General features: G+C 64.1%; 17 protein-coding genes. 10 read left to right on the top strand and 7 right to left on the bottom strand.

From position 1 onward, the window contains the following. The first annotated feature begins 488 nt into the window (after window positions 1-488). The 8 genes from ACWKV7_RS11665 (at window position 489) to ACWKV7_RS11630 (ending at window position 9,343) form a co-directional block, all read left to right on the top strand. Window positions 489-1,154 carry an alpha/beta hydrolase gene (locus ACWKV7_RS11665; protein WP_483857836.1) on the top strand — a complete coding sequence of 222 codons (666 nt, stop codon included), beginning with the start codon at window positions 489-491 and terminating at the stop codon, window positions 1,152-1,154. Window positions 1,155-1,171: 17 nt separating this feature from the next. Next, window positions 1,172-3,076: an acyl-CoA synthetase gene (locus ACWKV7_RS11660; protein WP_483857835.1), complete on the top strand. Its 1,905-nt coding sequence runs from the start codon at window positions 1,172-1,174 to the stop codon at window positions 3,074-3,076. 151 nt (window positions 3,077-3,227) lie between these two features. After that, window positions 3,228-4,166 (top strand): GGDEF domain-containing protein, encoded by a 939-nt coding sequence (locus ACWKV7_RS11655; RefSeq protein WP_483857834.1) that lies wholly within the window; start codon window positions 3,228-3,230, stop codon window positions 4,164-4,166. A 93-nt stretch (window positions 4,167-4,259) separates the two neighbouring features. Next, window positions 4,260-5,414: a dipeptidase gene (locus tag ACWKV7_RS11650; protein WP_483857833.1), complete on the top strand. Its 1,155-nt coding sequence runs from the start codon at window positions 4,260-4,262 to the stop codon at window positions 5,412-5,414. Window positions 5,415-5,512: 98 nt separating this feature from the next. After that, entirely contained in the window at window positions 5,513-6,976 is a 1,464-nt protein-coding gene (gene rhlB / locus ACWKV7_RS11645; protein ID WP_483857832.1) for an ATP-dependent RNA helicase RhlB, read from the top strand. 183 nt (window positions 6,977-7,159) lie between these two features. After that, the gene (locus ACWKV7_RS11640; protein ID WP_483857831.1) at window positions 7,160-8,200 is read left to right on the top strand and encodes a DUF2157 domain-containing protein; all 1,041 of its coding nucleotides are present in this window, start codon (window positions 7,160-7,162) and stop codon (window positions 8,198-8,200) included. A 107-nt stretch (window positions 8,201-8,307) separates the two neighbouring features. Beyond that, window positions 8,308-8,883 (top strand): HD domain-containing protein, encoded by a 576-nt coding sequence (locus tag ACWKV7_RS11635; protein ID WP_483857830.1) that lies wholly within the window; start codon window positions 8,308-8,310, stop codon window positions 8,881-8,883. After that, complete coding sequence (locus ACWKV7_RS11630; RefSeq protein WP_483857829.1) at window positions 8,867-9,343, top strand: hypothetical protein; 477 nt, start codon at window positions 8,867-8,869, stop codon at window positions 9,341-9,343. The genes ACWKV7_RS11635 and ACWKV7_RS11630 overlap by 17 nt, the downstream gene beginning before the upstream one ends. Before the next feature lie 13 nt (window positions 9,344-9,356). Here the strand turns inward: ACWKV7_RS11630 and moaE are convergent, their stop codons facing one another. The 7 genes from moaE to ACWKV7_RS11595 form a co-directional block, all read right to left on the bottom strand. Further along, complete coding sequence (gene moaE / locus ACWKV7_RS11625; protein WP_483857828.1) at window positions 9,357-9,812, bottom strand: molybdopterin synthase catalytic subunit MoaE; 456 nt, start codon at window positions 9,810-9,812, stop codon at window positions 9,357-9,359. A gap of 1 nt (window position 9,813) precedes the next feature. Further along, complete coding sequence (locus ACWKV7_RS11620) at window positions 9,814-10,056, bottom strand: MoaD/ThiS family protein (RefSeq protein WP_483857827.1); 243 nt, start codon at window positions 10,054-10,056, stop codon at window positions 9,814-9,816. Further along, a complete protein-coding gene (gene moaC, locus ACWKV7_RS11615) occupies window positions 10,053-10,529 on the bottom strand; it encodes a cyclic pyranopterin monophosphate synthase MoaC (RefSeq protein ID WP_483857826.1) in 477 nt (158 codons plus the stop codon). Before moaC ends, ACWKV7_RS11620 begins: the two co-directional genes overlap by 4 nt. Before the next feature lie 98 nt (window positions 10,530-10,627). Continuing rightward, complete coding sequence (locus ACWKV7_RS11610) at window positions 10,628-12,019, bottom strand: PhoH family protein (RefSeq protein ID WP_483857825.1); 1,392 nt, start codon at window positions 12,017-12,019, stop codon at window positions 10,628-10,630. Between the two features lie 302 nt (window positions 12,020-12,321). After that, window positions 12,322-13,290: a CDF family Co(II)/Ni(II) efflux transporter DmeF gene (gene dmeF / locus ACWKV7_RS11605; protein ID WP_483857824.1), complete on the bottom strand. Its 969-nt coding sequence runs from the start codon at window positions 13,288-13,290 to the stop codon at window positions 12,322-12,324. Between the two features lie 62 nt (window positions 13,291-13,352). Continuing rightward, window positions 13,353-14,480, bottom strand: coding sequence for a polysaccharide deacetylase family protein (locus ACWKV7_RS11600; RefSeq protein WP_483857823.1), 1,128 nt, complete (start codon window positions 14,478-14,480; stop codon window positions 13,353-13,355). A gap of 49 nt (window positions 14,481-14,529) precedes the next feature. Then, a complete protein-coding gene (locus ACWKV7_RS11595) occupies window positions 14,530-15,678 on the bottom strand; it encodes a YfaP family protein (protein ID WP_483857973.1) in 1,149 nt (382 codons plus the stop codon). 345 nt (window positions 15,679-16,023) lie between these two features. On the opposite strand from ACWKV7_RS11595, the gene yaaA reads away from it, so the two are divergent. Next, on the top strand, window positions 16,024-16,803 hold the full coding sequence (gene yaaA, locus ACWKV7_RS11590) for a peroxide stress protein YaaA (RefSeq protein ID WP_483857822.1): 780 nt from the start codon (window positions 16,024-16,026) through the stop codon (window positions 16,801-16,803). Window positions 16,804-17,498: 695 nt separating this feature from the next. Continuing rightward, window positions 17,499-17,989 (top strand): nucleotide sugar dehydrogenase (locus ACWKV7_RS11585; protein ID WP_483857821.1); only part of this gene is annotated, 491 nt, incomplete at its 3' end.

Below are 17,989 nucleotides of genomic sequence, written 5' to 3'. Positions count from 1 at the left end.
CCACCGTACCCTTTTGAGGCACGTTCGGCCCTCTCGATGACAGCAGGGACCGACCGGGGGATCAGGCCTAAGGCGAGAGTCTAGTTGGCACAAGTCCGATCAGCCATAAACCCACGCCTCGCCCATTGGTCAAATGGGCTGGAGACGGATAACAGTCGGTCGAACATCGTCTCGTTACCGTCCAACCGCCTGCCAGTGACCGCTCGCGCACCCTTTTCTACGATGCTTGGCGGCCTTCTGGAACCCACCGCGAGGCGGGTTCCTGTCTGTTTGCAACGTGCGCACTACCAACAGTGTTACCGCTGGCGCACTGTGCCATCAGTCCGGGGCTAGCATAGCAAAGCCCGTACCAGAGCCCAGGCGTAGCAACAATACGGACAGGTCAAGCTGAAAACTTGTACCCTTGCGACATCTTTTTCCGATATCCGACACCTGAACGGGAAACCATCCTGCGCAATGGAACACGCGTACAGAATCATGGAGATGTAATGAGCGAACCATTGATCCTTCAGCCCACACATGGTGCAGATGCGTGCGTCATCTGGTTGCACGGTCTGGGGGCCGACCGTTACGACTTTCTGCCGGTAGCCGAGATGCTCCAGGAGCGCCTGCCGAGCACCCGCTTCGTGCTGCCGCAAGCACCCACCCGCCCGGTGACCATCAATGGCGGCTGGGAGATGCCCAGCTGGTACGACATCCTGGCGATGAGCGCGGAATCGCGCGCGGTCGATCGGGAACAGTTGGAAGCCTCCGCGCAGCGGATCATCACCCTGGTCGAACAGCAGCGCGACGGCGGCATCGACCCGGCGCGTATCTTCCTCGCCGGTTTCTCCCAAGGCGGCGCAGTGGTGCTGCACACCGCCTTCCTGCGCTGGCAAGGTCCGCTAGGCGGCGTGCTGGCGCTGTCCACCTATGCACCGAGCTTCAGCGACGACCTGCAACTGTCGGACGCCCAGCAGCGAATCCCGGTGTGCTGCATGCATGGCAGCCATGACGACGTAGTCGCCATGGCGCTCGGTCGCGCGGCACACGACCGCCTCGCTGCCCTTGGCGTGCCGCTCACCTGGCGGCAATATCCGATGGGCCACGAGGTACTGCCCGAGCAGATCCGCGACATCGGCAACTGGCTGACCCAACAACTAGTATCCCATTGAGCCCAAGACCCCACGCCATGACCCAAACCGCCGTCCCCGTCATCGCCTCGCTGCGCGACATCGAACTCATCGAACAAACCCCGCTGGAAGCCCGCGACATGCCGCCCAGCACCTATGAGCTGATCCGCCGCAGCGCCGCGCGCAACCCGGACGCTCCCGCACTGCGCTTCCTCCTGCAAGGCACGGCGGACGAGACGCCCTATCAGTTGAGCTATGCCGAGCTGCTGGCCAAGGTCACCCAGACCGCCAACGCCTTCCACCGCCTCGGCCTGCGGCCGGGCAAGGCAGTCTCCTTCCTGCTGCCGAACCTGCCGCACACCCACTTCACCATCTGGGGCGGCGAGGCCGCCGGCATCGTCAACGCGATCAACCCGCTGCTGGAATCCGAGCACATCGCCGAGCTGGTCCGCGCCTCGAACTCCGAGCTGCTGGTAACCCTGGCGCCCTTCCCCGGCACCGATCTGTGGGACAAGGTCGCCAGCCTGCGCGAGCAGCTGCCGGAGCTGAAAGCCATCATTACCGTGGACATGGCCAACCTGCTGCCGGAGCCGCAGCGTAGCGCCATCAAGGCCCAGCGCGGGGGACTGCCGCAAGGCGTGCTCGACTTCGACGAGCTGATCGCCAGCTGCCCTGCCGACCATCTGGAAAGCGGCCGTGACATACAACCGGAAGACATCGCCTCCTACTTCCACACCGGCGGCACCACCGGCACCCCGAAGCTGGCCCCGCACAGCCACAAGAACGAAGTGGCGATGGCCATGGTCATGTCCTTCCTGCTCGACTTCGGCCCGAGCGATACCACGCTCTGCGGCTTGCCACTGTTCCACGTCAATGGCGTGATGGTCACCGGCCTGGCTCCGCTCTATCGCGGCGCGCAAATCCTCCTGGCCACGCCCCAGGGCTACCGCAACCAGAACCTGATGCAGAACTTCTGGAAGATTATCGAGCGCCACCGGGTCAGCTTCTTCAGCGGCGTGCCGACCATCTACGCCGGCTTGCTGCAATTGCCCAGCGAGGGCCATGACCTCTCCAGCCTGCGCTACGCGCTCTGCGGCGCCGCGCCGATGCCGGTGGAACTGATCCGCCAGTTCGAAGCCAAAACCGGCCTCAAGCTGATCGAAGGCTACGGCCTGACCGAAGGCACCTGCGGCAGTTGCGGCAACCCGCCCGAGGGCGAGCGCCGCCCGGGCTCCATCGGCCTGCGCATGCCCTACTGCGAAGTCAGCATCAAGGTGCTCGACGACAATGGCCAGTTCCTGCGCGATGCGGCGGCGAACGAGATCGGCAATGTCTGCCTGCGCGGCGTCACCGTGTTCAAGGGCTACCTGCAGGAGAGCAAGAACAAGGGCATCTGGGTCGACGGCGACTGGTTCAACACCGGTGACCTGGGCCGCATGGACGCCGACGGCTACATCTGGCTGACCGGGCGCAGCAAAGACCTGATCATTCGCGGCGGCCACAATATCGACCCGCAGATGATCGAGGAAGCGCTGCACAAGCACCCGGCCGTGGCGCTGGCCGCCGCCGTCGGCAAGCCCGACGAGAAGGTAGGCGAGCTGCCGGTGGTCTATGTGCAGCTCAAGCCCGGTGTACAGGTCAGCGAGGCCGAGTTGCTGGCCCACGCCGCGGCCCAGGTTCCGGAGCGGGCCGCGGTGCCCAAGGAAGTCTGGATCATCGATGCCATCCCGCTGACTGCAGTGGGCAAGACCTTCAAGCCGGCCCTGCGCTTCGACGCCATCCGTCGGGTCTTCGAGGAGGTGCTGCAGCCCCTCGATCCGGGCATTCGCGTGGACGTGGTCGCCGACGACCAGCATGGCCAACTGGCACTGATCCACGTGCCGCACACTGCTGCGCATCGACATGAAGAAATTGCGACACGGTTGGCGGGATTCGCCGTGAAAAGCTCGATAATTCCGGACTGAACGGTCAGGGGTGACCGACCGCTGGTCGGTCGCCCCTGCAGCAGAGATTGCCAGGCTCCCGAGGCGGGAATACTGTCAAATCTGGTGCCCGCTGAAGTCGACAGGAAGCGCTTGCGATGCCCTCTTACGCTCACTGCTGTGCGGCGCTGCCATGAAAACGGCACGCTGGCAGGAAAACCTGCAACAGCTCCGGCAATTGCGACTGTTTCACAAGGTCGCCGCCAGCAACCTCAAGCAGTTGCTCAAGGAATTTCGCGCCTGCGAAGTGGACGCCGGGGAAATCCTGCTCTCCCCCTTCAACCGCAACCAGTATCTGTACCTGCTGCTCGAAGGCCAACTCAAGGTCTATCTCGGCTCGCTCGACAACCACGCCATGAGCACGCTGGAACCCGGCGAATGCGCGGGTGAGATCAGCTTCATCGACAACGATCATCCTTGCGCCTACGTGGTGGCGGCCAAGCCATCGCTGGTACTGCGCTTGCACCGGCAGGCACTGATCAGCCTGTTCAACCAGTCGCCGCAGTTGATGCAGAACATGCTGGAGCTGCTGTGCGAACGGGTCCGCGAAGGCAACCAGGTGATTCTCGATACCGAGCAGAACGCCAATGTCGACACCCTCACCGGTGCCTTCAACCGCCGCTGGCTGGAACACGTCTACCAGCGTGAAAGCACCCGCTGTGCCTACAACAGCCAACCGCTGTGCATGCTGATGCTGGATGTCGACCACTTCAAGACCTACAACGACCAGCACGGCCACCTTGCCGGCGACTATGCCCTCTGCATGGTGGCGCATACCCTGCGCAACCAGTTGCGGCCCAAGGACAGCCTGACCCGCTATGGCGGCGAGGAGTTCGTCATCCTGCTGCCGGAGATCGACGCCGACGGCGCTCGCGCCATCGGCCAACGCCTGCGCCAGAGCCTGGAGCAGATCGACACCTTCTACGCGCCGCTGGGCATCCTGCCGGGCGTCACCGTCTCCATCGGCCTGGCGCAGATGCGGGCGCGCGATAGCCTCGAGGCGCTGATCGCCCGAGCCGACAGCGCGCTCTACCAGGCCAAGCAGCAGGGACGCAACTGCCTGTACGGCTAGCCCCCCTACGCCTTCCCAACCGGTTGCGCGACGCGCCCGCCAGCGGACCGAGCCTGCTAGAGTCGCTGCACCCAAACCGCTCGGATGCTACCCATGCGCAAACTCCCGATCGCCCTGTCGCTGCTGGCCGTGATCGCCGTGGCCGTATTCTTCAGCCTGCCTTCGCTGCTCGACCGCGGCCTGAACCGCGTCGGCCAGTCCGCACCAGCCAGCGAGCCGGCCCAGCGACTGCACCAGCAACTGTTCGTCGCCGACCTGCACAACGACGCCCTGCTCTGGCAGCGCGACCTGCTCGAACGGGCCGGCTATGGCCACTCCGACCTGCCACGCCTCTTGGACGGCCATGTTGCCCTGCAGGTATTTTCCACCGTGACCAAGACCCCGCGCGGGCTGAACTACGAGCGCAATGGCGCCGACAGCGACAACATCACCCTGCTGGCCATGGCCCAGCGCTGGCCGCGGGAAACCTGGAGCAGCCTGCTGCAACGCGCGCTCTACCAAGGCCACAAGCTGCAGGAAGCGGTCGCCGCCAGCGACGGCCAACTGGTGCTCATCCTCAGCCGGACCGACTTGCAGCAGTTCATCCGCGTCTGGCAGAAGGACCCGAAGCGTGTCGCCGCCCTGCTGGCCACCGAGGGCCTGCATCCGCTGGAAGGCCGGCTGGAGAATCTCGACCGCCTGTACGACGCGGGCTTTCGCATCGGCGGCCTTACCCATTTCTTCGACAATGAGGTCGGCGGCTCCGCCCACGGCCTGGAAAAAGGCGGACTGACGCCGTTCGGCCGCCAGGTGATCGAGCGCATGCAGGAAAAACGCATGCTGATCGACCTGGCCCACGCCTCCCGCGCGCTGATCGACGACGTGCTGGCCATGGCCAGGCGTCCGCTGCTGGTATCCCATACCGGCGTCGAGGGTACCTGCCCCGGCACGCGCAACCTCAGCGACCGCCACATCAAGGCCATCGCCGCGACCGGCGGGGTGATCGGCATCGGCTACTGGGACACGGCGGTATGCGCCACCTCGGTCGAGGCGATCGTCAAGGCGATTCGCTACACGGCAGACAAGGTCGGCGTCGAGCACGTCGCCCTCGGCTCGGATTTCAACGGCACCGTGCGCACGCCGTTCGACGCCAGCGGCATGGCCAGGTTGACCGACGGCCTGCTTAAGGCCGGCTTCAGCCAGGCGGACATCGCCGCAATCATGGGCGGCAACGTGCAACGGCTGCTCCTCGCCAGCCTTCCCGATTGAAGCGCCCGGCCACAAGAAGCCCGGCTTCTACACCGGGCCGGCTTCTTGCATTACACTGGCGCGCGTACATTCCTTAACCAACGACTGACGAGATAACCGTGCTCAAAGCACTCAAGAAAATTTTTGGCAAGGGCGAGGGCCAATTGCCCGTCGCCGAACCGGCTCCATCCCCCTCCTCCGCGGCAAAGTCCGGCAATGTCGAAAGCGCCGGCCGCAAGGCCAAGGCCCCGCGCCCCGCCGCCGAGGCCAAGGCGCCCGGCGAGCCCGCCGCCAAGGCAGACAAGCCCCGTGGCGACAAACCGAAGAGCGAGAAAAAGCGTCGCGAACGCCCGGCCAAGACCGTGGATACCTGGAAGCTGGAAGACTTCGTGGTCGAACCCCAGGAAGGCAAGACGCGCTTCCACGACTTCAACCTCGACCCCCGCGTGATGCATGCCATTCACGACCTCGGGTTCCCCTACTGCACGCCGATCCAGGCCCAGGTGCTCGGCTTCACGCTCAAGGGCCAGGATGCCATCGGCCGCGCCCAGACCGGCACCGGCAAGACCGCCGCCTTCCTCATCTCGATCATCAGCCAGTTGCTGCAGACCCCGCCGCCGAAAGAGCGTTACATGGGCGAGCCGCGCGCACTGATCATCGCGCCGACCCGCGAACTGGTGGTCCAGATCGCCAACGACGCCATCGGCCTGACCAAGTACAGCGGCCTGAACGTAATGAGCTTCGTCGGCGGTATGGACTTCGACAAGCAGCTCAAGCAGCTGGAAACGCGCTTCTGCGACATCCTGGTGGCCACGCCGGGCCGCCTGCTGGACTTCAACCAGCGCGGCGAAGTGCACCTGGACATGGTCGAGGTGATGGTGCTCGACGAAGCCGACCGCATGCTCGACATGGGCTTCATCCCGCAGGTCCGGCAGATCATCCGGCAGACCCCGATGAAGGGCGAGCGCCAGACCCTGCTATTCTCCGCCACCTTCACCGACGACGTGATGAACCTGGCCAAACAGTGGACGGTCGACCCGGCCATCGTCGAGATCGAACCGGAGAACGTCGCCAGCGAAACCGTCGAGCAGCACGTCTACGCAGTGGCCAGCAGCGACAAGTACAAGCTGCTGTACAACCTGATCACCCAGAACGACTGGAGCCGGGTGATGGTCTTCGCCAACCGCAAGGACGAGGTGCGGCGCATCGAGGAACGCCTGACGCGCGACGGCGTCAGCGCCGTGCAGATGTCCGGAGACGTGCCGCAACACAAGCGCATCCGCGCGCTGGAAGGCTTCCGCGAAGGCAAGATCCGCGTGATGGTCGCCACCGACGTGGCCGGCCGCGGCATTCACGTCGAGGGCATCAGCCACGTGATCAACTTCACCCTGCCGGAAGACCCGGACGACTACGTGCACCGCATCGGCCGCACCGGACGCGCCGGCAGCAGCGGCACCTCCATCAGCTTCGCCGGCGAGGACGACGCCTTCGCCCTGCCGCCGATCGAAGAACTGCTGGGCCGCAAGATCAACTGCGAAATGCCGCCCGACGAGCTGCTCAAGCCGGTGCCGCGCAAGCATTGAGCGCAGTGCGACGGAAAAGGCGAAGCCCAGCTTCGCCTTTTTTTCGCACCGCCAAAGGCCATCCCTTAGAGGCAGCGACGGCGCCGATGCGCCGCCGCTTCTTGCCGGGCGGGCTGGTCGTCGCCCCGGGTAGGTGTCGATGCCCGGCGCTGCGACGTCAACCGCTGAAAGGGAGGACCGCTCATGACCTTCAAGCTCGATGCCGACGACCTGGCCCGCGCAGTTAGCGCCGGTGTACTGCAACCCGGCCAGGACCAAGCCCTGCTGGCCTTCCTGCAGCAGCAACCGGACACCCGCGCCAGCTTCCAGCTCGCCCATATCGCCTTCTACTTCGGCGCGCTGTTGATCATGGGCGCCATGGGCTGGTTGCTCACCGAAGCCTGGATGAGCATCGGCGACGGCGCCCTGCTCGGGTTCAGCCTCGCCTACATCGTCACCTTCACCGTCTGTGCCCGCAGCCTGTGGCAACGCGGCCAGCCGATTCCCGGAGGCCTGCTCGGCGCCGTGGCGGTCAGCCTGACGCCGCTGGCGGTGTTCGCCCTGCAGCGCCTTACCGGCCTGTGGCCGGACGACGACGTCCAAGGCAGCTACCGCGACTACTACCTCTGGGTGCAAAGCGGTTGGCTGGCGATGGAAGCAGCCACCGTGCTGGCCGGCCTGGCGATGCTGCGCCTGTTGCCCTTCCCCTTCATTGTCATGCCGATGGCGCTGGCCCTGTGGTTCATGTCGATGGATCTAAGCGAACTGCTGTATGGCGATGGCTTCGGTTGGGAGCAACGGCGCACGGTATCGCTCTGGTTCGGCCTGGCGCTGCTGTTCGTCAGCCTGTGGGTCGATGGTCGCACCCGTAACGACTTCGCCTTCTGGGGTTATCTGGCCGGCCTGGCGGCGTTCTGGGGCGGGCTGAGTCTGATGGAAAACGACAGCGAACTGGGCAAGGCGTTCTACTGCCTGGTCAACCTGCTGCTGATGGGGCTGGCGGTACTGCTGCGCCGTCCGGTGTTCATGGTTTTCGGTGCCCTGGGCGTGGCCGGTTATCTCGGCCACCTGGCCCAGGAAGTGTTCGCCGACTCACTGTTGTTCCCGGTAGTGCTGAGCCTGATCGGCCTGGGCGTGATCGGCCTCGGCCTGCTCTATCAAAAACATCGCGACCGTCTGACCGCCGGCCTGCGCGCCCGGCTGCCGCAGGCCATGCTGGAATTTCTTCCGGCATTGCGCCGCTAACACACCGGAAGTAACCAAAAGCGAAGCGACACCGCAGCACGCCAACCGCTTCGGCTGGTCAAAGCCAGTACCAGCCCCGGAGGCGCGTTGTATCGCGGAGAAATGCCATGGACTCACAACAACTTGCCGGCTGCCTGAGCTTCGTTCGCGAAGCAGAAAAACTGAAGGATGTGCTGCGCCGCTCCTACACATCCACGGGCCGCCCGGAAAGCACCGCGGAGCACACCTGGCGGTTGTGCCTGATGGCGATGCTCTTCGAAGGCGAGTTTGGCGACATCGACCTCGCCAAACTACTGAAGATCTGCATCGTTCACGACCTGGGGGAAGCCATCAACGGCGATATCCCCGCAGTCGAGCAACGCGACACGCCGAATAAATCGGTTCAGGAACGGGCCGACCTGATGGAGCTGTTGCGCCCACTCGACCCGACCCGCCGCGCGGATATCCTCCAGCTGTGGGACGAATACGAAAACGCCAGCAGCCTCGAAGCGCGCCTGGTCAAGGGCCTGGACAAGCTGGAAACCATCATCCAGCACAACCAGGGCAAGAATCCGCCGGACTTCGACTATCGGTTCAACCTGGCCTACGGGCAGAAGCATATGGCCGCCCACCCGCTGTTCGAGCAGATTCGCCAACTGGTGGACGCGGATACCAGCAAGCACGCCAATGCAACGCAGCGCTGACGGCAGGAGTGCCGAGGCACTGCGGGGCGGCGGGCCACGACGGCTCGCCGCGGCGCTGCTGCTTGTCCAGGCGCTGGGCATTCCGCTGGTGGCCGGGCTGTTCATCGCCCTGGTGGGCGGAAGCCTGCACCAGGGTTGCCTGTGCGTCCATTGGCCGCAGTTGTCCGAAGCCTTCGATCCGCGCCTGGAAATGCTGGTGCTGGCCGTGCCAGGCATGCTGGCCTTCTCGATCACGGCACGCTGGCGCAACCCATGGGGGCGGTATGGCGGCTTCGCCCTCGCGGCGACCGCGACGGCGTACCTGGGCATCGCCTCCTACGCCCAGGCGTTCGGCCTGACCTGGACCTACGGCGAAATCGCCATGGAGCTGTTCGTGCGGCAGCTGCCACTGCTAGGGCTGGCGCTACTGCCTGGCCTGGCGCTGCTCTGGCTGGGCCAGGCCCTCGCTCGACGCACCTAGGCGGCGAGCGCGTTCAGCCCTGGCGCCAGCGCTCGGCGGCACTGTGGTCGCTGGCGCGACCTTCCACCCAGCGCGGGCCGTCCTGGGTGTCCTCCTTCTTCCAGAACGGTGCGCGGGTCTTCAGATAGTCCATCACGAAGTTACAGGCATCGAAGGCTGCCTGGCGGTGGGCGCTGGCAGTGCCGACGAAGACGATCGGCTCGCCCGGTTCCAGGCGACCGATGCGATGGAGGATCTCGATCCGGAGCAACGGCCAACGTTGCTCCGCCTCGATGGCGATCTTTTCCAACGCCTTTTCCGTCATGCCCGGATAGTGCTCGAGAAACATGCCACCCACTTCGCGGCCATCGTTGAAGTCGCGCACGTAGCCAACGAAGCCGACCACCGCGCCGACGCCGACATTGGCAGCATGCAGGGCATTGAGTTCGGTGCCGGGATCGAAAGGCGCCGGCTGGACGCGAATGGCCATGTCAGCCTCCGGTGACCGTGGGGAAGAAGGCGACTTCGTCGCCATCGGCCAAGGCTTCGTCGAGGCTGCACAGCTCCTGGTTGCGCGCGCACATCAGGTTCTGCTCGCCAAGTACCTGCCAGGCGCCACCGCGGGCCAGCAGATGCTGTCGCAGGGCATCCAGCGTGGCGAACTCGCCATCCACCTGTTCGCCATCGAGGCCCAGGGCTTCGCGATATCGGGCGAAATACTGCACATGAATCATTGGGCCTGCTCCACCTTGAAGTGACCGCTCTTGCCGCCGAGTTTTTCCAGCAGGCGCACGCCGTCGATGGTCATGCCCCGGTCCACGGCCTTGCACATGTCGTAGATGGTCAGCGCGGCGACGCTGGCGGCGGTCAGCGCTTCCATTTCCACGCCGGTCTGCCCGGCCAGCTTGCAGCGCGCGACGATATGCACGGCATCGTCGCCGCTGGGCGTGAGTTCGACCTTGATGCTGGTCAGCAATAGCGGATGACAGAGCGGGATCAGCTCGTGGGTCCGCTTCGCCGCCTGGATGCCGGCGATGCGCGCCACGGCGAACACGTCGCCCTTGGGATGGCCGCCGTGCTGAATCATCTGCAGGGTTTCCGGCAGCATGCGCACGTAGGCTTCGGCCACCGCTTCACGGGCCGTCACCGCCTTTTCGGTGACGTCGACCATGTTGGCGCGACCTTGGGAATCGAGATGAGTAAGCATGGGATACAGGTCTGTGGAGGGGGATGGGGCATTGTACACCCGCACTCCAGGCGACGAGCCACAAGCTGCCCGGGGCAGCTTGTGGCCAGTTGCCGCAGCTACATGTGCGCTTCGGCGTACTCGGCCAATACCGAGCGCGGCACCCCTTGCAGGGTGATGTGCACGCCGTGGGGAAAGTCCTTGAAGCGCTCGGTGAGGTAGGTCAGGCCCGAGCTGGTAGCGGACAGGTAGGGCGTATCGATCTGCGCCAGGTTGCCCAGGCAAATCACCTTCGAGCCGCTGCCGGCGCGGGTGATGATGGTCTTCATCTGGTGGGGGGTGAGGTTCTGGCATTCGTCGATGAGGATCAGGCTCTGCTGGAAGCTGCGCCCGCGAATGTAGTTCAGCGATTTGAACTGCAGGGGCACCTTTTGCAGGATGTAGTCGACGCTGCCGTGGGTGTTCTCGTCGTCCATGTGCAGGGCTTCGAGGTTGTCGGTGATGGCGCCGAGCCAGGGTTCCATCTTCTCCGCTTCGGTGCCTGGCAGGAAGCCGATGTCCTCGTCCAGGCCCTGCACGCTGCGGGTGGCGATGATGCGCCGGTAGCGCTTGCTGACCATGGTCTGCTCGATGGCGGCGGCCAGCGCCAGGATGGTCTTGCCGGAGCCGGCTGCGCCGGACAGATTGACCAGGTGGATGTCCGGATCGAGCAGGGCGAACAGTGCCAGGCTCTGGTACACGTCGCGCGGGCGCAGGCCCCAGGCTTCCTGGTGCAGCAGCGGCTCCTGGTGCAGGTCGAGGATGAGCAACTCGCTTTCCCTGATGCCCTTGATCCAGCCGACGAAGCCCTGCTCGTCGAGAATGAATTCGTTGATGTGCACCGCCGGCAGGTTGTCGGTGAGCTGCACCCGGTGCCAGGTCCTACCGTGGTCCTGGCGGGTTTCCACCTTGCTCACCCGGTCCCAGAAGGAGCCCGGCAGGCTGTGGTAGCCGCGCGATAGCAGGTTGACATCGTCCACCAACTGATCGGTGTGGTAGTCCTCTGCAGCGATGCCGCAGGCACGCGCCTTCAGGCGCATGTTGATGTCCTTGGTCACCAGCACCACCGGCATGCCGGCCTTGCGCGACTTCAGTTCCACCAACTGGTTGATGATGCGGTTGTCGTTGAGGTTTTCGGGCAGCCAGGTCACCGGCTCCGCGCACTTGCTCATGAGAATCGACAGGCTGCCGCTGGGGCCACTCTTGCCGCGCTGGATGGGAACGCCCTTCTCCACCTCCTCCGGGGTGGCCTCGCCCAGCACCTGATCGATCAGCCGGATCGCCTGGCGGCACTCGGCGGCCACGGTGTGCTTGCCCGTCTTGAGTTTGTCCAGCTCCTCCAGCACCGTCATCGGTATGGAAACGTGATGTTCCTGGAAATTCAGCAGCGCGTTGGGATCGTGGATCAGGACATTGGTGTCGAGGACATAGAGGGTAGGCTGGGTGGAGCGGACACGTCCGTAATCATCCATACTCGGTCACCTTCTTGTAGTAGCCAAGCGACGGAATGCCGGGGACAGCGCTCCGCCGCGGGGGCCACCGATCTCTCGGACAAGAAGCCGAGGGAGTGCAAGCAGGTATGGGCCAAGGGGCCGCCACCTGTCTGCAGGGTTCGGCGGTCTGTCTTTTAGATACTCCAAAAAAGATGACAGGCGAAAGAATTTTTCAGCTTTCTTAAGTTTATTTGTCACTTCGACGAATAGCGCTTGGCGGCATGCCAGTGCCTCGTTACAGTCGGAAGTCCTACCGGCGTTTTCGCCACGAAAAAACCTCCCTACCCCCTCTCCAGATGTTCGCCCTGGGCGCAGCGATTGACCTCCACGGTCACATGCACCAGCTCGTCGAAATCCGCCAGTGCCGTCTTGTAGCGGTCCGCCGAGCGGCCGCCATGGGTCACCACGCTGACGATGCAGGCGAATTGCGCACGCCCCACTCGCCAGAGGTGCAGGTCGGCCACCTCGGTGTCCGGCTCGCGTTCGATGGCTCGCCGGACCCGCGCCACCAGCGGGCTGTCCATCTCGCGGTCGAGCAGTACCTTGGCGGTCTCCAGCAGCAGTCCCTTGGCCCAGATGCCAATGATCACCGCCCCGACGATGCCCATCAGCGGATCGAGCCAGTTCCAGCCCAGCAGCAGACCGCCGAGCAAGGCGATGATCGCCGCTACCGAGGTCAACGCATCGGTAAGCACATGCAGGAAGGCCGCATCGCGGTTGAGGTCGCGCCCGCCGTGGGCATGGCTGTGATCGCCGTGGTCGTGGTCATCATGGGCATGGCCATGGGCGTGCCCATGCTGGTCGCGCAGCAACCAGGCGGATGCCAGGTTCACCAGCAGGCCGACCACTGCCACCACCAGGGCCATCTCGAAGGCGATTGGCTCCGGCCGCCATAGCCGCCACAGAGATTCGAAGGCCATCATCAGCACCACGCCGACCAGCAGCAGGGCGCTGGCGAAGCCGGCCAGCACCTCGATCTTCCAGGTGCCGAACGCAAAGTGCGGATCGTTGGCATAGCGCCGTGCCAACAGGTAGGCCAGCGCGGCCAAGCCGATGGCAACCATATGCGAGGCCATGTGCCAGCCATCGGCCAACAGCGCCATGGAGTTGAACCAGTAACCGGCGGCGACTTCCACCAGCATGGTCACCCCGGTCAGGGCGACCACCCGCCAGGCTTGGCGCTCGGCGCCCCGCTCCAGCGGGCGGTAATCGTGGGAAGGCTCCCAGCGGGAGTGGTCGCAGTTGTTCATGACAGCTCCTTGAAGAGTTCCTGAACAGACTACAACCCCCGGGCCGCCCCCAGGTCAACACCTCAGCGATAGCTGCGACAGCTCATCCAGCTCACCGCCGAGCCTTCGCTCGCCTGCAATAACCAGGGCAGCGCCACCTGCGCCTTGTTGTGGATGTCATGGAACAGAATCACCCCGCGCCGCCAGAGCAGCATCAATGTCAGCACCCGCTGGCCGGCGGCCTCGGCGCTGACCTTGGCGCTCCAGTCCTGGGAATCGATCTGCCAGAGCGCCACCTGCAACCCCTGGCTGGCGAAGAACGCCTGGCTGTCGGCGCGGCGCTGCCCGTAGGGCGGGCGAAACAGCGGCATCATGTTTTCCGACAGCTCGCGACGCAGCAGTCCGTCGGTGCGCGTCACCGAGTTCTGCCAGTCCTCCCACTGGGCATGGGACTTGTGCTGCCACCCGTGGGAGGCCACGCACTGGCCGGCATAGAGGTCGCGCAGCGCGGTGCCGGAGGTTTTTTCCAGGCGCCCCTGCAGGTTGGCGCCGAGTACGAAGAAGGTACCGCTCAGGCGCTGCTCCCGCAGGTAGGCGGCGAGCTTGTCGGTCGAGCCGCCCACCGGGCTGGGGCCGTCGTCGAAGGTCAGCAGGAATTGCAGGTCAGCCAACTCGTCGCCGTTGCGCTCCTGCTCCGAGAAGCGCTCGATTTCGCTGCTGATGCGCGGGAAAAGCGCGGCCAGGCGCATCTGCTCGCTCAGGTAGCGCTGGTGGAACAGCCGGCTGGCCTCCGACCAGGCGAAATAGGGGGAATCAGGCTCGATGACGAACACCCGCGCCTGTTCACGCAGGCTCTGCACGCTGCCGATGGGCAGGCAGAACGCGCTTTCCGGCGTGCAGCTCTGGCGCGCGTAGCGGTAGTTTTCCAGCAGGCGTTGCCAGAAGCGTTCGCGCACCTGGGCAATGGATTGCAGGTTGGCCGACTTCAGGCCGAGGCGCTGCGTCCAGCCGGTTTCGTCGAGCTTCTCGCTGGCCTCCAGGGCCTGGGCGAAGGTGAGGATTTCCGCCCGCGAGGCGGTATCGAACGCGGCCTGGCTATGCAGTGGCTCCGGCCAGCCGCTGCGGTCCAGGGTGGCGAAAGTGGCGGGACCGGCCGCCTGCGCCGTGGCGCTCAGCAAGCCGAGCGCCAGCAGCAGGGTTCTGAAAGTCATGGGGATTCCTTGAAATGGCAGCGCGCCCCATGGGGCGCGCGCGTGACGATCAATGACGGTCCTTGACCCTGTTGATGGCCTTGTCGTAGACCGGGTTGGCCTTCTGCTCCTTGGCCAGGTGGTAGTGGCGCAGAGCGTCATCGTACTGCTCGGCCTCTTCGTAGATGCGCGCGATGTTGTAGTAGGAGCTGGCACGAACAGTGTTGGCATTGCTGCCGCTGGCCAGGGCGATGGCCTTGCGGTTGGCCCAGATCGCCTCGGCGGTACGCCCGGCCTTCTGATAGGCCAGGCCGAGGTTGCTGTAGGCCTGGCCGAAGTTGGCGTTCAGCTCGATGGCCTGGCGATAGAGTTCGATGGCCTGGTCCAGCTTGCCGGCGTGGTAGGCACGCTCGCCCTGCTTGTTCAGCGCGTCGGCATCGCCACGGGCCTGCTGGCTGGCCGCCTGGCTGGCGATGCTCTGACCTTCAATCTGCAGTGGCTGCAGGATGCCGCCGATGGCCTCGCTGCCGCTCTCGAAGCCTTCCAGGCGGTTGATGTCCTCGAAGTCTCCATTGCCGTTGAGGCGGAACACCGTCCACAGGTTGCCGCGTTTCCCGGTCGGCACGTAATAGGTACGCACCAGCGACTGGCCGACATAGACGAACACCTTGGCCTGACTGTTGGTCAGCGCGTTGGACGAAGGGTTGCTGGCGTTGTTGAAGTCATGCACGGCGTACACGTAGGTTTCGCCGAAGCGCTTCTTCTGCAGGGTGATGGTTTCCGGGCCGTAGCTGTCGACGTCGTCGACATCCAGGTTGGCGTCGTCACCGTTCTTGGCATTGAAGAATATGTGGTTGCCCGGATAGGAAATATGCGAGTCCAGGTCCGCCGGGGCCTCGCCCCAGCTGAGCACCACGCGCAGGCCGTCGAGGTTCTGCATCACTGGGCTGATGGCGTAGGTCATGCCCTTGCACGGGCACTTGGCGACCAGGTTGGAGTAGCCGGGCTTCTTGATGATCAGCAGGCTGGCGGCATCGTCGGGGAACGCACTGGTCAGGGTCACTCGGCCCTGGGCATCGGTCTTGCCGACCACCGTCTGTGCGCCGTTCTTCTGCACCAGCACCTCGGCGTCGGCGATGCGCTGGTCCTTGACTACCGCGCTGAGCACTTCGATGGGGAGCTGTTCGGCCTGGGCGAGCAAGGCGCTGGAGCCCAGCAATAGGGAAACGACGACGCGAGAAAGAGTTCTCACTGCAAACCTCCTTGTCAGAGTGGCAAAACGCAGCCGGTCGGCCGCGGGGGGCGCCATCATAGCCGAAGCGCCGGTCCCGCTGGTGTGACCGGCCGCTGATCTCCTATCGCCACCATAGGTGGTCCTCGACCCGATCGAACCACTGGCAGGCGTTGAAAAACGTAGGCGAGGCAGGCAAGACAAGGCAGGCGAGGAAGCGGAGTTTACGAGCTGTAAATGAGCATTTCGAGCCTGTTTTTAACGCAGTATTGCCAACGCAGGTAGTTTTTCAACGGCCTGCTAGAATCGCCGCCACGCAAGAGGAGACTATGCATGCTGATGGTGATTTCCCCGGCCAAGACCCTCGACTACGAGACGCCGCCGACCACCCCTCGCCACACCCAACCCGAATTTCTCGATCATGCCCAGGAACTGGTCGCCCAACTGCGTGGGATGAGCCCGGCGCAGATCGGCGAATTGATGCACCTCTCGGACAAGCTGGCCGGGCTCAACGCGGCCCGCTATGGCAGCTGGACACCGGCGTTCACGCCGGAAAACGCCAAGCAGGCGCTGCTGGCCTTCAAGGGCGACGTCTACACCGGCATGCAGGCCGAGGATTTCAGCGAGGCGGACTTCGACTTCGCCCAGGACCACCTGCGCATGCTGTCCGGCCTCTACGGGCTGCTGCGCCCGCTGGATCTGATGCAACCCTATCGACTGGAGATGGGCACCAAGCTGGCCAATGCCCGCGGCAAGGACCTCTACGCCTTCTGGGGCGAACGCATCAGTAGCTGGTTGAACGAGGCGCTGGCCGCCCAGGGCGACGACGTGCTGCTCAACCTGGCGTCCAACGAGTATTTCTCGGCGGTCAAGCGCAAGGCACTGCATGGGCGCATCATCGATACCGAGTTCAAGGACCTGAAGAACGGCCAGTACAAGATCATCAGCTTCTATGCGAAGAAGGCGCGCGGCCTGATGGCACGCTACGTGATCAAGGAACGCCTGCGCGATCCGCAGGGATTGAAGGATTTTAACTACCAGGGCTATCGCTACAGTGCCGAGCAATCGAAGGCGGACAACCTGGTTTTCCTGCGCGACACCCCGCAAGACTGACCCTCCCCTACCCTCCCGCTGCACCGGTCTTAGCGGCACGGTGCAGGCCTCTTCTGCCGCTGCGCTGGGTGATCCCGGCGTTTTCGCCGATTTTGCTGGCCGTTGCGCTGGCCGCTTCGCTCGCCGCTGCGCCCGTCGTGGCTTGTAAGCCTTTCGCCATAAATGGCCATTTGCCCCAAAAACTGATGGCCACATGCCGCAAAAATGCCTAACTGCTTGACGCCCAATACCATTTGCGCAAGTGCCATCAAAATACTGGCGCAGATATAAATTATTTAATTTCGATACATTTCACAATCGGGACGAATGGCTGGGAACTAACCAACGCCATCCTCGCTCTCAATCGCGTACTGACCATCACCAACATTCTCAAGTTGGTCATGAAAGTTTAATCGAAGTTATCGGACGAGCTCCGAAGACTAACTATAACTCTATGAATTTCATAGGGTTATTGCGCGCATGAAAGACACTCTTAGCATAGCCAAGGATCGGCGGGGCGCACCCTTCCGGTGCTTCTTCACGTGCACGGAATGCTCATCAAAGAACAAGAACCGAGCCGTGGAAGTGTAGTTGGCAACCACGAAACTTACTAATGCCTGATTACGGTGCACAACTTTGCTTGTACGCCCCAGTAGTGTTCGCGGTGGTTATCTTGACCACCATGTTAATAGCGTGAAATGGACGAGGTGAAGACGATGCGCATCAGCATCTTTGGCTTGGGTTATGTGGGCGCGGTCTGCGCCGGGTGCCTGTCGGCACGGGGCCACGAAGTAATCGGGGTGGACATCTCCGCTGCAAAAATCGACCTGATCAACGCAGGCAAGTCGCCGATCGTCGAGCCGGGCCTGGAAGAGCTGCTCGGCAAGGGCATCAAGTCCGGCCTGCTGCGCGGCACCACCGACGTGGCCGCCGCTGTACGCGACTCGGAACTGAGCATGCTGTGCGTTGGCACGCCGAGCAAGAAGAACGGCGACCTGGAACTGGGCTACATCGAATCGGTATGCCGGGACATCGGCTTCGCCCTGCGCGACAAGCCTGGCCGCCACACCGTGGTGGTGCGCAGCACCGTGTTGCCGGGCACCGTGATGAACGTGGTGGTGCCGATCCTTGAAGACTGCTCCGGCAAGCGCGCCGGCGAAGACTTCGGCGTCGCGGTCAACCCCGAGTTCCTGCGCGAGAGCACTGC

Source organism: Zestomonas ipomoeae, from assembly GCF_057128665.1.
Note: the sequence above shows the minus strand (reverse complement) of the source record. Positions and strands in the feature narration are given on the sequence as shown.